Source organism: Nonomuraea sp. NPDC050540 (genome assembly GCF_044457485.1).
GTDB lineage: Bacteria > Actinomycetota > Actinomycetes > Streptosporangiales > Streptosporangiaceae > Nonomuraea.
On record NZ_JBITHA010000003.1, the window covers coordinates 712,287 to 726,190 of the forward strand.

14 protein-coding genes are annotated in these 13,904 nt (G+C 71.8%); 11 read left to right on the top strand and 3 right to left on the bottom strand.

What is annotated here, in order from left to right; genetic code table 11:
• The 3 genes from ACIBI5_RS13620 to ACIBI5_RS13630 all read right to left on the bottom strand — a co-directional run bounded on the left by ACIBI5_RS13620 (position 1) and on the right by ACIBI5_RS13630 (position 2,609).
• Positions 1–1,113, bottom strand: coding sequence for an NAD(P)H-dependent flavin oxidoreductase (locus ACIBI5_RS13620; protein WP_397246479.1), 1,113 nt, complete (start codon positions 1,111–1,113; stop codon positions 1–3).
• 33 nt (positions 1,114–1,146) lie between these two features.
• On the bottom strand, positions 1,147–1,854 hold the full coding sequence (locus ACIBI5_RS13625) for an MgtC/SapB family protein (RefSeq protein ID WP_397246481.1): 708 nt from the start codon (positions 1,852–1,854) through the stop codon (positions 1,147–1,149).
• 89 nt (positions 1,855–1,943) lie between these two features.
• Complete coding sequence (locus ACIBI5_RS13630) at positions 1,944–2,609, bottom strand: acyltransferase (protein ID WP_397246483.1); 666 nt, start codon at positions 2,607–2,609, stop codon at positions 1,944–1,946.
• 109 nt (positions 2,610–2,718) lie between these two features.
• Between ACIBI5_RS13630 and ACIBI5_RS13635 the strand changes: the two genes are divergently transcribed.
• From ACIBI5_RS13635 to cmk, 11 genes are all read left to right on the top strand, one after another.
• Complete coding sequence (locus tag ACIBI5_RS13635) at positions 2,719–4,380, top strand: CTP synthase (RefSeq protein ID WP_397246486.1); 1,662 nt, start codon at positions 2,719–2,721, stop codon at positions 4,378–4,380.
• Positions 4,377–4,973 carry an NUDIX domain-containing protein gene (locus ACIBI5_RS13640; RefSeq protein WP_397246488.1) on the top strand — a complete coding sequence of 199 codons (597 nt, stop codon included), beginning with the start codon at positions 4,377–4,379 and terminating at the stop codon, positions 4,971–4,973. Before ACIBI5_RS13635 ends, ACIBI5_RS13640 begins: the two co-directional genes overlap by 4 nt.
• Positions 4,974–4,979: 6 nt before the next feature.
• Positions 4,980–5,885, top strand: a complete 906-nt coding sequence (locus tag ACIBI5_RS13645) for a site-specific tyrosine recombinase XerD (protein WP_379612914.1) — start codon at positions 4,980–4,982, stop codon at positions 5,883–5,885.
• A gap of 116 nt (positions 5,886–6,001) precedes the next feature.
• On the top strand, positions 6,002–6,943 hold the full coding sequence (locus ACIBI5_RS13650) for a ParA family protein (protein WP_379612913.1): 942 nt from the start codon (positions 6,002–6,004) through the stop codon (positions 6,941–6,943).
• Entirely contained in the window at positions 6,940–7,758 is an 819-nt protein-coding gene (locus ACIBI5_RS13655) for a segregation and condensation protein A (RefSeq protein WP_397246490.1), read from the top strand. Before ACIBI5_RS13650 ends, ACIBI5_RS13655 begins: the two co-directional genes overlap by 4 nt.
• Before the next feature lie 253 nt (positions 7,759–8,011).
• Positions 8,012–8,698 (top strand): SMC-Scp complex subunit ScpB, encoded by a 687-nt coding sequence (scpB, locus tag ACIBI5_RS13660; protein ID WP_397246795.1) that lies wholly within the window; start codon positions 8,012–8,014, stop codon positions 8,696–8,698.
• Entirely contained in the window at positions 8,695–10,404 is a 1,710-nt protein-coding gene (locus ACIBI5_RS13665; RefSeq protein WP_397246492.1) for a pseudouridine synthase, read from the top strand. Before scpB ends, ACIBI5_RS13665 begins: the two co-directional genes overlap by 4 nt.
• Positions 10,405–10,475: 71 nt before the next feature.
• On the top strand, positions 10,476–10,835 hold the full coding sequence (aroH, locus tag ACIBI5_RS13670) for a chorismate mutase (RefSeq protein ID WP_397246494.1): 360 nt from the start codon (positions 10,476–10,478) through the stop codon (positions 10,833–10,835).
• Positions 10,832–11,908: a prephenate dehydrogenase gene (locus tag ACIBI5_RS13675; protein WP_397246496.1), complete on the top strand. Its 1,077-nt coding sequence runs from the start codon at positions 10,832–10,834 to the stop codon at positions 11,906–11,908. The genes aroH and ACIBI5_RS13675 overlap by 4 nt, the downstream gene beginning before the upstream one ends.
• A 48-nt stretch (positions 11,909–11,956) precedes the next feature.
• Positions 11,957–13,099 carry an NAD(P)/FAD-dependent oxidoreductase gene (locus ACIBI5_RS13680; protein ID WP_397246498.1) on the top strand — a complete coding sequence of 381 codons (1,143 nt, stop codon included), beginning with the start codon at positions 11,957–11,959 and terminating at the stop codon, positions 13,097–13,099.
• A gap of 79 nt (positions 13,100–13,178) precedes the next feature.
• Complete coding sequence (gene cmk / locus ACIBI5_RS13685) at positions 13,179–13,883, top strand: (d)CMP kinase (RefSeq protein WP_397246500.1); 705 nt, start codon at positions 13,179–13,181, stop codon at positions 13,881–13,883.
• The last annotated feature ends 21 nt before the right edge of the window (positions 13,884–13,904 follow it).

Here is a 13,904-nt window from a genome sequence, read left to right on the forward strand (position 1 = left end):
CTACTCTGACAGGCGCCGCAGCCGCTCCACCGCGTCGGCGAACTCGCTCACCATCGCGTAGACCACCTCGCGGGCCGGCCTGACCTGGTCGAGCTGGCCCACTACCTGGCCGACGAAGTAGTTGGCCAGCTCCACGGCGCCCGGCTCGCCGCGCTCGGCCGCCGCGCCGATGCGGGCCATCGCGCCCTCGGCCACCAGCATCTGCAACGGCATCCCCAGCGGACCCGGGCTCTCGGGGGCGGCGTCCCACTCCTCGGTCCACGCCGACTTCAGCTGCCTGGCCGGCTTGCCGGTGCGCGAGCGCGAGCGGACGGTGTCGAGCGAGGAGGCGGCGAGCATCTTGCGTTTGACCGCCGGGGCCGTCTCGGCCTCCTCGGTGGTCAGCCAGACCGACCCGCACCACACGCCCTGCGCGCCGAGCGCCATCGCCGCGGCCATCTGGCGCCCGCCGGCGATGCCGCCGGCCGCCAGCACGGGGACCGGGCCCACGGCGTCCACGACCTGCGGGACCAGCACCATCGTGGAGATCTCGCCGGTGTGCCCGCCGGCCTCGGTGCCCTGGGCGACGATGACGTCCGCGCCCGCCGCCACCTGCCTGCGCGCGTGCTCCACGGTGCCGACCAGGGCGGCCACCGGGATGCCGTGCTCGCGGGCCCTGGCCACCATCTCGGGCGGCGGCGGGCCCAGGGCGCTGGCGATGAGGCCGATCGGATGCTTCAGCGCCACGTCGATCAGGCCGGTCGCGCCGGCCGCCGTCACCCTGCCCGCGAACTCGTCGGCCGAGCGGATCTCCCGGCCGGACGCGGCGGCGACGCCGTACTTGCGGAACAGGTGCGCGACGAAGTCGCGGTGCCGGTCGGGGACGAAGGCCGCGACGTCCACGCGCGGCCCCTCGATCTTCCCGGGGACGAGCACGTCCACCCCGTACGGCCGGCCGCCCACCTGCTCGTCGATCCAGGTCAGCTCGGTGTCCAGCTCGGCGGGGGAGTAGGCGATGGCGCCCAGGACGCCGAACCCGCCCGCGTTGGTGACCGCGGCCACCACGTCCCTGCAATGGCTGAAGGCGAACAACGGGAATTCCACGCCGAGCCTGTCGGCCAGTTCGGTGCGCATGCCGCGACGCTAACCCCCAGAACCTTGTTCGGTCTAGGAGTCGTCCTCGTCGTCGTCATCCTCGCCCTCGACCGTCCACGACACCGAGGTCACCGAGGGCTCCAGGCTGAGCCGGCTCGTGGCCGACTCGAAGAGGCTCTCGTCGCGGCGCAGGCTGTCCACGATCGCGATCACCTCCACCTGGCCGCGCCGGTCGGCCTCCTGCCCCTGCAGGCTGCGCAGCCGCAGCTCCGGCCGGGTCAGCGCGTTGACGACCAGCTTGCGCACGTGCGCCTGGTCGTCGTCCCAGCACCGCACCTCGAACCGGTAGCGGGTACGGCGGGCCGCCCGCCGCCGGTCGAGGAAGCGGCCCAGCGGGCGCATGAGCGTGTTCGCCACCACGATCAGGAAGGTCCCCGCCGTGGCCATCAGGTACATGCCCGCCCCCGCCAGCGAGCCGACCGCCGCCGCGCACCACAGGGTCGCCGCGGTGTTGAGACCACGGATGTTGAACCCCTCGCGCAGGATCACGCCCGCGCCGAGGAAGCCGATGCCCGAGACGATCTGCGCGGCCACGCGGGTCGGGTCGGCGGTGGCGCCGGCGAAGCCGTACGCGCTGAGCAGCACGAACAGGGCCGCGCCGACGGCGACGAGCAGGTTCGTGCGCAGGCCCGCCATCCGGGCCCGCCACTGCCGCTCGATGCCGATGACGGCGCCGAGCACCGCGGCCGCGACCAGGCGCAGCAGCAGATCGATCTCCACGCCCGGTATGTCCCCCGCCGGGACGGGCGCGAGGCGGCCTTTGCCGGGTTATGAACGGTCCATGGGTCCTTCGGGCGGCCCGTGGTGGTTCAGGCGGTCGCCTGGCGGTCCAGCGAGGTGATCGCGGAGGCGCCGGGGGAGTGCCAGCCCAGCGCCGGATCGTAGCGGCGCACCAGCTTGGCCGGGATGCCCGCCACCACGCTGTGGTCGGGGAACTCGCCCCGCACCACCGCGCCGCCCGCCACCACGCACTGCCGCCCCAGCCGGGTTCCCGGCAGGATGATCGCGCCGGCGCCCAGCCACGAGCCCGAGCCGATCGAGACCGGGCTGTTCCTCGGCCACTGCCGTCCGATGGGCACCTCGGGGTCGTCGTAGACGTGGTTCTGGTCGGTGATGTACACGTACGGCCCGGTGAACACGTGGTCGCCGACGTCGATCGACTGGTGCGCCACGATGTGGCTGCCGCGCCCGATCGAGCAGCTTCCGCCGATCCGCAGGATCGAGTCCGGGCCCAGGTCCACGCCCGGCCCCATCCCGCACGACAGCGAGACCCGCTCCCCGACGAGCGTCCCCTCGCCGATCTCGATCCACTGCTCGCCGAAGATCGCCCCGGGCGGGAACGCGATCGACACGCCTTCGCCCAGATGGCGGAAGCGATAGCCTGCCGGACTGGACGGACTGATCGCCCCGGCTCTGCGCAAAGCGGCGTAGGCGCGGTGAATCAGCGCGCCCGCCGCCCGCCGTACGTGTGACATAGGGCCCAAAGTTACCGCTTGGTCATGCCGTTCGGGCATGTCGGGGGCGTTCTTTGATATCCTGAGAGCCCGTGGACACATAGCCACACCTCGAGCCACGGGAGCCCCTTTGCGCAGCGCATCGCAAACCAAGCATCTGTTCGTCACCGGCGGTGTCGCCTCCAGTCTCGGCAAGGGGCTCACGGCTTCCAGCCTCGGCCGCCTGCTCAAGGCACGCGGGCTACGGGTCACGATGCAGAAGCTCGACCCCTACCTCAACGTCGACCCCGGCACGATGAACCCGTTCCAGCACGGCGAGGTCTTCGTCACCGACGACGGCGCGGAGACCGACCTCGACGTCGGGCACTACGAGCGCTTCCTCGACACCGACCTGCACGGCTCGGCCAACGTCACCACCGGCCAGGTCTACTCCAACGTCATCGCCAAGGAGCGGCGCGGGGAGTACCTCGGCGACACCGTCCAGGTCATCCCGCACATCACCAACGAGATCAAGGACCGCATCCGCGGCATGGCCGGCCCCGACGTCGACGTGGTCATCACCGAGGTCGGCGGCACCGTGGGCGACATCGAGTCGCTGCCGTTCCTGGAGGCCGTGCGCCAGATCCGCCACGAGGTGGGCCGCGACAACGTCTTCTTCCTGCACGTCTCGCTCCTGCCGTACATCGGTCCCTCCGGCGAGCTGAAGACCAAGCCCACCCAGCACTCCGTCGCGGCGCTGCGCAGCATCGGCATCCAGCCCGACGCGATCGTGCTGCGCTCCGACCGGCCCGTGCAGACCTCCATCAAGCGCAAGATCAGCCTGATGTGCGACGTCGACGAGGACGCCGTCGTCAGCGCGGTCGACGCCGCCTCCATCTACGACATCCCCAAGGTGCTCCACACCGAGGGCCTCGACGCCTACGTCGTGCGCCGCCTCGGCCTGCCGTTCCGCGACGTCGACTGGAAGGAGTGGGAGCAGCTGCTGCGGCGCGTGCACCGCCCGGCCAAGGAGGTCACGATCGCGCTGGTCGGCAAGTACATCGATCTGCCCGACGCCTACCTGTCGGTCACCGAGGCGCTGCGCGCGGGCGGCTTCGCCAACGACGCCCGCGTCAACATCCGCTGGGTCAAGTCCGACGACTGCGAGACCGACGAGGGCGCCTCCCGCGAGCTCGACGGCGTCGACGGCGTGCTCATCCCGGGCGGCTTCGGCGTACGCGGCATCGAAGGCAAGATCGGCGCCATCAAGCACGCCCGCGAGAACAAGGTGCCGCTGCTCGGCATCTGCCTCGGCATGCAGGGCATGGTCATCGAGGCCGCGCGCAACCTGGCCGGGGTCGTCGACGCCAACTCCGCCGAGTTCGACGCCGACACCAAGCACCCGGTCATCTCCACCATGGCCGACCAGGAGGACGTCGTCGCCGGCGAGCGCGACATGGGCGGCACCATGCGCCTGGGCGCCTACACCGCCAAGCTCGGCGAAGGCAGCCTGGCCAGGCAGCTCTACGGCAAGGCCAAGGCCGACGAACGCCACCGCCACCGCTACGAGGTCAACAACTCCTACCGCGAGCAACTGGAGAAGGTCGGCCTGGTCTTCTCCGGCCTGTCGCCCGACGGCCGCCTGGTCGAGTACACCGAACTGCCCGCCGAGACCCACCCGTTCTTCATCGGCACCCAGGCGCACCCCGAGTTCAAGTCCCGCCCCACCCGGGCCAACCCGCTGTTCAAGGGCCTCATCGCCGCGGCCCTCGCCTTCGCCGACGGCCGCGTCTCCGCCAAGGTCGCCAAGTGAGGGACATCGCGCGGCAGTGGGACGTCGTCGCCTCCAAGAACCACTTCCAGGGCCGGGTGATCGGCCTGCGCACCGACTCCGTGCGCATGCCGGATGACGACGTCGCCGACCGCGACTACGTCGTCCACCCCGGCTCGGTCGCCGTCCTCGCGCTCGACGAGGAGAACCGGGTGCTGCTGCTGCGCCAGTACCGCCACCCGGTGCGCCACCTGCTGTGGGAGCTGCCCGCCGGCATCCGCGACGTCGAGGGCGAGCCGCTGGTCACCACCGCCGCGCGTGAGCTGGCCGAGGAGGCCGGGTACGCCGCCGACACCTGGCACACGCTGGTCGACCTGATGAGCTCGCCGGGCATGACCGACGAGCGCATCCGGGTGTTCCTGGCGCGGGGGCTGCGCCGTACCGAGATCGACTTCGAGCGCAAGCACGAAGAGACCGACATGCCGCTCGAATGGGTGCCCCTCGCCGACGCCGTCGAGAAGGCGCTCATGGGAATGATCCACAATTCCCCGGCCGTGGCCGGTATCCTCGCCGCGTACGCGGCATCGGTCGAAGGGTTCGGGCTGTTGCGGCCCGCCGACGCACCCGAGGAGTGAGCTTTCGTGGAGGCGGTGCTCTCCAGCTACCTCGCCCATCTGGCGGTGGAGCGGGGCCTGGCTGTCAACACGCTCGCCTCCTACAAGCGTGACCTGCGCCGCTACGTCGACCATCTCCAGGCGCGCGGGCGCCTGGAGCTCGACCAGGTGGCCGAGGCCGACGTCCTGGCGTTCCTGTCCGCGCTGCGCGAGGGCGACGGCGAACACCCCGCCCTCGTGGCCAGCTCGGCCGCGCGGGCGGTCTCGGCGGTACGCGGCCTGCACCGCTTCGCCCTGCGCGAGGGCGTGACCGGCCACGACCCCGCCCACCAGGTGCGCCCGCCCCGCCAGCTGCGCCGCCTGCCGAAGCCGATCACCGTCGACGAGGTCGAGCTCCTCATCGCCGCCTCCGGTCCCGAGAGCGCGCCGCTGACCCTCCGCAACCGCGCGCTCCTGGAGGTCCTGTACGGCACCGGCGCCCGCATCTCGGAAGCCGTCGGCCTGGCCGTCGACGACCTCGAAGCCGAGCAGGTACGGCTGCGCGGCAAGGGCGGCCGCACGCGCGTCGTCCCGCTGGGCCGCTATGCCCGCGAAGCCCTCGACGCCTACCTCGTCCGGGCCCGCCCCGGTCTGGTGGCCCATGGGCGGGGCACGCCCGCGTTGTTCCTGAACGCCCGGGGTGGCCGCCTGACCCGGCAGGGCGCCTGGGAGGTGCTCCAGGCCGCCGCGGAACGAGCCGGACTTGCCGGGATTTCCCCCCACGTGTTGCGCCATTCCTTCGCAACCCACCTCATCGACGGCGGTGCCGACGTTAGGGTGGTCCAGGAGCTGCTCGGTCACGCCTCGGTGACCACCACCCAGGTCTACACGCTGGTGACGGTCGACAGGCTCCGCGAGGTCTACGCCGCGGCGCATCCGCGTGCCCGGCAGTGATCTATAGTCTTTGCGACGTGCGGCGCGTACGGCGTGCCGCCTTGCCGCGTTAAGTGCTGACGCCATAGTGTCCGTCCGGACGGTCCGGTTCGGGATCGTCAGGGAGGTTCGAGCTGGTGACTGTGACGACCAACGGATCGACCCAGGGGAACCCCGAAAACCCCTGGGGTGACACGAAGACGGCCACGCCCACCGCCGGCGTGAACCTGGGCCCCACCCGAAGGCCGCGTCCAGTGTTCCCGGAGCCGGCCCGGCGCGAGATCCACGGGCCCGCCCGCGTCGTCGCGATGGTCAACCAGAAGGGTGGCGTCGGCAAGACGACCACCACCATCAACCTGGGCGCCGCGCTCGTCGAGTACGGGCTGAAGGTCCTGCTCGTCGACTTCGATCCGCAGGGCGCGCTCTCGGTCGGCCTCGGCATCAACCCCCATCAGCTCGACCTCACCGTCTACAACCTGCTGATGGACCGCAACGTCTCCGCCGAGGACGTGCTGCTGGAGACCGGCGTCGACGACCTCGACCTGCTGCCCAGCAACATCGACCTGTCCGCCGCCGAAGTCCAGCTCGTCACCGAGGTGGCCCGCGAGCAGGTGCTCGGCCGCGTGCTCAAGCCGCTGCTGCCGCACTACGACGTCTGCCTCATCGACTGCCAGCCGTCCCTGGGCCTGCTCACCGTCAACGCGCTGACCTGCGCCCACGGCGTCATGGTGCCGCTGGAGTGCGAGTTCTTCGCGCTGCGCGGCGTCGCCCTGCTCATGGACACCATCGCCAAGGTGCAGGAACGACTCAACGACGAGCTGGAGATCGAAGGCCTGCTCGCCACCATGTACGACGCGCGTACCCTGCACGGCCGCGAGGTCCTCGCCCGGGTCGTCGAGGCCTTCGGCGACAAGGTGTTCCACACGGTGATCAACCGCACCGTCCGCTTCCCCGACGCCACCGTCGCCGGGGAGCCGATCACCACCTTCGACCCGTCCTCGCTCGGTGCCAACGCGTACCGGGAGCTGGCCCGCGAAGTGCTGTCGCGCTGGCCCGCTCCTGCGACAATGGCCAGGTGACATCGACCTCGACCGAGCAAGGCGGCTTCCAGGTCCACCTGGACGTCTTCGAGGGCCCCTTCGACCTGCTGCTCGGCCTGATCTCCAAGCACAAGCTGGACATCACCGAGGTCTCCCTGTCGAAGGTCACCGACGAGTTCATCGCCTACATCAAGTCGCGCGGGCCCGAATGGGACCTCGACCAGACCAGCCACTTCCTCCTCGTGGCGGCGACCCTGCTCGACCTCAAGGCGGCCAGGCTGCTGCCGTCCGGCGAGGTGGAGGACGAAGAGGACCTCGCGCTCCTGGAAGCGCGTGACCTGCTGTTCGCCCGGCTGCTGCAGTACAAGGCGTACAAACAGGTGGCGAAGATCTTCGCCGGCAGGATGGCGGAGGAGGCGTTGCGCTTCCCGCGCATCGTGCCCATGGAGCGGGAGTTCGCCGACCTGCTGCCCGAGCTGATCCTGGGGATCGGGCCCGACCAGCTCGCCAGGATCGCGGCCAAGGCCTTCACCCCGAAGCTGCCGCCGACGGTCAGTGTCGGCCACATCTACCAACCGCTCGCCAGCGTCCGCGAACAGGCGGCTATCCTGGTGCGGCGCCTGCGGCGGATGCGCAAGGCCACGTTCCGCGCCCTGGTCGCCGACTGCGAGGGCACGTTCGAGGTGATCGCCCGGTTCCTGGCGGTGCTGGAGTTGTTCAGGGAGTCGGCCGTGACCTTCGACCAGGTCGAACCGCTCGGCGACCTCCACGTCACCTGGACCGGAACCGACGACGGCGACATCTCGGTCGGCGACGACTACGAAGAACCCGCGGAGAAGAAGACCGATGCCTGAGCACGACACCCCGCCCGCCCCCCGCCGCTCCGCGGACCCGGACCTGCCCGCCTGGATGACGCTCCCCGGCGCCCTGTCCACCACCCCGCCCACCCCGGCGCCCCGCCTGCCCGCCGACTCCGAGGACGACCGCCCGGCGGCGGAACTCCCCACCGAAGCGCCCGCCCCCGGCGACGACCCGGACCCGGCCGTCTCGCCGCCGGAGACGGAGATGGCCACGGACCCGGTTGAGGAGGTTCCGGCCCCTTCGGCAGTGGAGACGCCGGGCCGGGCTGAGGAGGATCTGGTCAGGTCGGACTCCGTCGGCGCCGCCTCGGACTCACATGGGGAGGTTTTGTCCTCCTCGGCCGCGGTTGTGCCGTCTTCGGGGGAGATTCCGAGAACGGGCGGCGAGGCGGGGCTGGGGTTGAAGGCCTCGCTGGAGGCGATTCTGCTGGTGGTGGATGAGCCGGTGGCCGAGGTGACGCTCGCTCAGGTGCTGGAGAGGCCGACGCAAGAGGTCGGACAAGCGCTTTCGGAGCTGGCGGCGGAATACACGGCCGATCGGCGGGGTTTTGACCTGAGAGAGGTGGCGGGAGGCTGGCGTTTCTACACGCGGGCCGAGTGCGCGCCTCTGGTCGAGCGCTTCGTGCGCGACGGGCAGCAGACGCGGCTCACGCAAGCCGCTCTGGAGACTCTCGCGGTCGTGGCTTACCGGCAACCGGTGAGCCGTGCCCGCGTGGCCGCGGTACGCGGTGTGAACAGCGACGGCGTCATGCGTACGCTCGTCGCCAGGGGGCTGGTCGAAGAGGCCGGCACCGACCCGGAGAGCCAGGCAGTGCTCTACCGGACAAGCTCATACTTCCTGGAGCGTCTGGGACTGAAGGACATCGGCGAGCTCCCCGAGCTTGCGCCGCTCCTCCCGGACGACGTGGAGAACCTCGAGGAGACAACGAAGTGAACAACAGGCGAAGCACCCCGTCCGGTGATGGACGCGGTCGAGGACGTTCGGGCGGCCACGCGGGCCGCGGCGGGCGTCCCGCCTTCCGCTCCGACGACCGACGCGGCGGCAGCGGGGACCGAGACTCCCTGCGCGCCGACAGGGGCGGCTCCCGGACCCGCCCCGGCAACCCCACCGACCGCCGCGACGACCGCGGCGGCAACCAGGGCCGTGGCGACGACCGCGGTGGCTACCAGCGGCGTGACGACCGTGACCGTGGCGGTTACCAGGGTCAGCGTCGTGACGACCGCGGCGGCTATCAGGGCCGTAACGACGACCGTGGCGGCTACCAGCGCCGTGATGACCGCGACCGTGGCGGCTACCAGCCCCGTAGCGACGACCGTGGCGGCTACCAGCGGCGTGATGACCGCGACCGTGGTGGTTACCAGGGTCGTGGTGAGGACCGTGGTGGCCAGGGTCAGCGTCGTGACGACCGTGGCGGTTACCAGCGGCGTGACGACCGTGACCGTGGCGGCTACCAGCCCCGCGACGACCGCGACCGCGGGGGGTTCCAGCGGCGCGACGACCGCGGCGGCTATCAGGGCCGTAGCGACGACCGTGGCGGCTACCAGCGCCGTGACGACCGTGACCGTGGCGGTTACCAGCGTCGTGATGACCGTGACCGTGGCGGTTACCAGCCCCGCGACGACCGGGCGGAGCGGCCGGAGCGTTCCGGGAATGACGGGTTCCGGGCCGCCCGGGGTGGGCGGCGTGACTCCGCCCCCGGCCCCACCAGGGCACGCTACGGCAAGCGCGACGACGTCCAGACGATCGGCGGCAGCCGTACCGGCGGCAAGACCCCCGGCAGGGGGCCGCGGCGGGACGAGCGGCCGAGCAGGGGCGAAAGGCCGTCGGACCGGTTCAAGACCGCCCGCCAGCCCATCCGCGACACCGCGTTCTTCGAGCCCGGCTACACCGACGAGCGGGACACCACCGAGGTTCCCGGCGGCGTCAGGCTGCAGAAGGTGCTCGCCCAGGCGGGCGTGGCCAGCCGGCGTGCCTGCGAGGAGATGATCGGCGCCGGTCGCGTGACCGTCAACGGCCAGATCGTCCGCCGCTTCGGCGCGAAGGTGGACCCGGCGGCGCAGGTCATCCACGTGGACGGCAAGCGCATCCCCACCGCCCCCGACCTCGTCTACTACGCGCTGAACAAGCCGATCGGCGTCGTGTCCACGATGGAGGACCCGCAGGGCCGTCCGTGCCTGGCCGACTACGTGCAGGAGCTGGCGCCGCGGCTGTTCCACGTGGGCCGGCTGGACACCGAGACCGAGGGCCTGCTGCTGCTCACCAACGACGGCGAGCTGGCCAACCGGCTGACGCACCCGAGCTATGGGGTGCAGAAGAAGTACTGGGCGAAGGTGCCGGGGCCGATCCCGCGCGACCTGGGCCGCAGGCTGCGTGAGGGCATCGAGCTGGAGGACGGCCTCGCCCGCGCGGACTCGTTCTCGATCGTGCAGGAGCACGGCCAGCAGGCGCTGGTCGAGGTGGTGCTGCACGAGGGCCGCAAGCACATCGTGCGCCGCATGCTGGAGGAGTCGGGTCACCGGGTGATCGACCTGGCGCGGATCGAGTTCGGGCCGGTCAAGCTGGGCCGGACCAAGGCGGGCACGCTGCGGGCGCTGTCGCTGGCGGAAGTCGGCGAGCTGTACGCCGCCGTCAAGATGTAATCTGGCAGCCCATACCCAGGAGCCCGTACCGCCGCGTACGGGCTCCATGCCTTATGAAGGGGACGAGCACCATGGTCCGGGCGATTCGCGGGGCGATCCAGGTCGGCGCCAACACCCGCGACGCGATCATCGAGGCGACGACGGAGCTGGTGAGCACGCTCATGGAGCGCAACCGGCTGTCGACCGACGACGTGATCAGCGTGTTGTTCACCGCGACGCCCGACCTGACGGCGGAGTTCCCCGCTCTGGCCGCGCGCAAGCTGGGCTTCCACGACGTGCCGCTCATCTGCTGCACGGAGATCGACGTGCCGGGCGCGCTGCCGCGCGTGGTGCGGCTGATGGCGCACGTGGAGACCGACCGGCCACGTGGCGCGATCAGCCACGTCTACCTGCGCGGCGCCGTCGCGTTGCGTGAGGACATCGCCCAATGAAGCTGGAGACCGTCCTCGTCCTCGGCACCGGCCTGGTCGGCACCTCGATCGGGCTGGCGCTGCGCCAGCGCGGCGTGAGCGTCCTGCTGGCCGACCGCGACCTCGGCGCGGTACGCCTGGCCAGGGAGATGGGCGCCGGCCAGGAATGGCACTCCGGCGAACAGGTCGACCTGGCCATCGTCGCGGTCCCCCCGGACCACGTGGCGACCGAGCTGCGCGGCCTGCAGCGGCGCGACGCCGCCCGCTTCTACACCGACGTGTCGAGCGTGAAGGCCATGCCGATCGCCAGGGGCGTGGAGCTGGGCTGCGACATGGGCCTCTACGTGGCCTCGCACCCGATGGCCGGCCGCGAGAAGGCCGGGCCGGGCGCGGCCAGGGCGGACCTGTTCCTGGGGCGGCCGTGGGCGCTGTGCCCGACGGAGGCGGCGCGGCCCGAGGCGAAGCGGGCGGTGCTGGAGCTGATCGAGCTGTGCGGCGCCAACCCGGTCGAGGTGAGCGCCGAGGAGCACGATCGCGCGGTCGCGCTGGTCTCGCACGCGCCGCACGTGGCCGCCTCCGCGGTGGCGGCCCGGCTGTCGGAGGCCTCCGACGTGGCGCTGGGCCTGGCCGGTCAGGGCGTACGGGACGTGACCAGGATCGCCGGCAGCGACCCCGGCCTGTGGCTGGGCATCCTGTCCGGCAACGCCGAGCCCGTCGCCGAAGTGCTGGAGGCGGTCTCGCGCGACCTGACCGAGGCCGCGGCGGCGCTGCGCGCGCTGGCCGGAGGCGACCAGAGCGCGGGCCCCGATGTCACGCGACTGCTCAAGCGCGGCGTCGCCGGGCACGGGCGCATCCCGGGCAAGCACGGCGGCCCCGCCGCCGCCTACGGCGTCGTCCAGGTGGTCATCGGTGACCGGCCGGGTCAGCTGGCCCGGTTGTTCCAGGTGTGTGACGAGGTCGGGGTCAACGTCGAGGACGTCCGTCTGGAGCACGCTCCGGGCCTGCCCCTGGGCCTGGCGGAGGTGTCGGTGCAGCCGGACGCGGTGGCCGTACTCCAGGAGGCTCTGCACGAGCGCGGCTGGCAGGTGCCGTAGCGCCCGCGCCGATGTCACATTCTGGCGCGGTGGATCCGTCTTCCCGGCATGACACACATCATGGTTCTGGGAGCCGGATACACCGGGATGATGGCGGCGATCCGGGTCGCGGTGAAGACCCGCCGCCAGGGCGCCAGGGTGACGCTGGTCAACGCCTCACCGCGCTTCACCGAGCGGCTGCGCATGCATCAGACGGCCGCAGGCCAGCGGCTGACCGGCCACGCCATCGAGAAGGTGATCGCCGGGACGGGCATCACCTTCCTGCATGACCGCGTCACCGGACTCGATCCGGGCCGGCACGAGGTCACGCTCCAGAGCGGGCGCGTCGCCCGGTTCGACAAGCTCGTCTACGCGCTGGGCACCGTCACCGACCGCTCCACCCCGGGCGTGCGCGAGCACGCCCACGTCTACGACGACCACGACGGCGCGCTACGGCTGGCCGATGCGCTGAAACGCCTCACCGAGGGCACGGTCGTGGTCGCCGGCGGCGGCCTGACCGGCGTCGAGTCGGCCACCGAGATCGCCGAAGCGCACCCCCACCTGCGCGTGGTCCTGCTCAGCCGGGGCGCCCCGGCCTCGATGATGGGCGACAGGGCCCGCGCCTACGTGCGGCGGGCGATGGACCGCCTCGGCATCGAGGTGCGCGAGGGCGTCGAGGTGGAGAAGGTGCTGCCCGACGCGGTGGAACTGGCCGGGGGCGAGCTCGTCGCGTCCTCGGTCACGCTGTGGACCGCGGGCACCACCGGGCTGCCGCTGGCACGGGAGTCGGGGCTGGACGTCGACGGGCGCGGGCGCGTCGTCGTGGACGCGACGCTGCGTTCGGTCTCGCATCCCGACGTGTACGCGGTCGGGGACGCGGCGGCCGTCGGCCAGCCGTACGGGGTCATTCACGGCACCTGCCAGAGCGGCATCCCCACGGCTCTGCACGCCGCCGACGTGATCGCCGCGCGGCTGCGGGGCGGGCGGGCCAGGCCGTTCCGGTTCGGGTACTTCCACCAGCCGCTCAGCCTGGGGCGGGCCGACGGGGTCATCCAGTTCACGCGGGGCGACGACAGCCCGCGGCGGGCGTACCTGACGGGGCGCTGGGCCGTCGTCTACAAGGAGACGGTCAGCAGCAGCCCGCTGCCGGGCTTCGCGCTGCTGAAGCGGGGCCTGGTGCCCGCCCGCGCGTTCCGTCTCAGCAGCGGCTGAGCGCCGAAGCTGGATCGGTGAGTGACGCGGAGGCGGTAGCCTCTTCAGGTTGAGGTAAAGCCGTGAAGAGGGAGAGACCGTGGCCGGTCTGGTCGTCGCCATGGACGGCCCTTCGGGGTCGGGCAAGTCGAGTGTGTCGCGCGGGGTGGCCCGTGCGCTGCGCCTGCGCTACCTGGACACCGGGGCGATGTACCGGGCGATGACCTGGTGGATGCTCGAACAGGGCGTCGACGTGGCCGATCCGGCCGCCGTCGCGGCGCGCTGCGGCGAGCCCGAGATCGTCACCGGCACCGACCCGGACGGGCCGACCATCCACGTGGGCGCCACCGACGTCGCCGGGCCGATCCGCACGGGCGAGGTCACCGGCTCCGTCTCGGCGGTGGCCGCGGTGCCCGAGGTGCGGACCCGTCTGGTCGCCCTGCAGCGGGAGATCATCGGCGCCGGCGGCATCGTGGTCGAAGGCCGCGACATCGGCACGGTCGTCTGGCCGGAGGCGGCGGTCAAGATCTACCTCACCGCCAGCGCGGAGGCGCGCGCCCTGCGGCGCACCGCGGAGCTGTCGGGCACCACGGTGGAGGCGCAGCAGGCCGCCATGGCCAGGCGTGACACCCTGGACTCGACACGTAAGGCAGATCCACTGTCGATGGCGGATGGCGCCATCGAGCTCGACACCACGCCGCTGACCCTGCAAGAGGTCATCGACGCGGTGCTGAGTGTGGTCGCGCGGCAAGGAGGCCCGGGCGGGCTCCGGAGCGAGCGCGACCGGGTAGACGAGCGCGCCTGACCTTCAGGTGCGGTACTCACA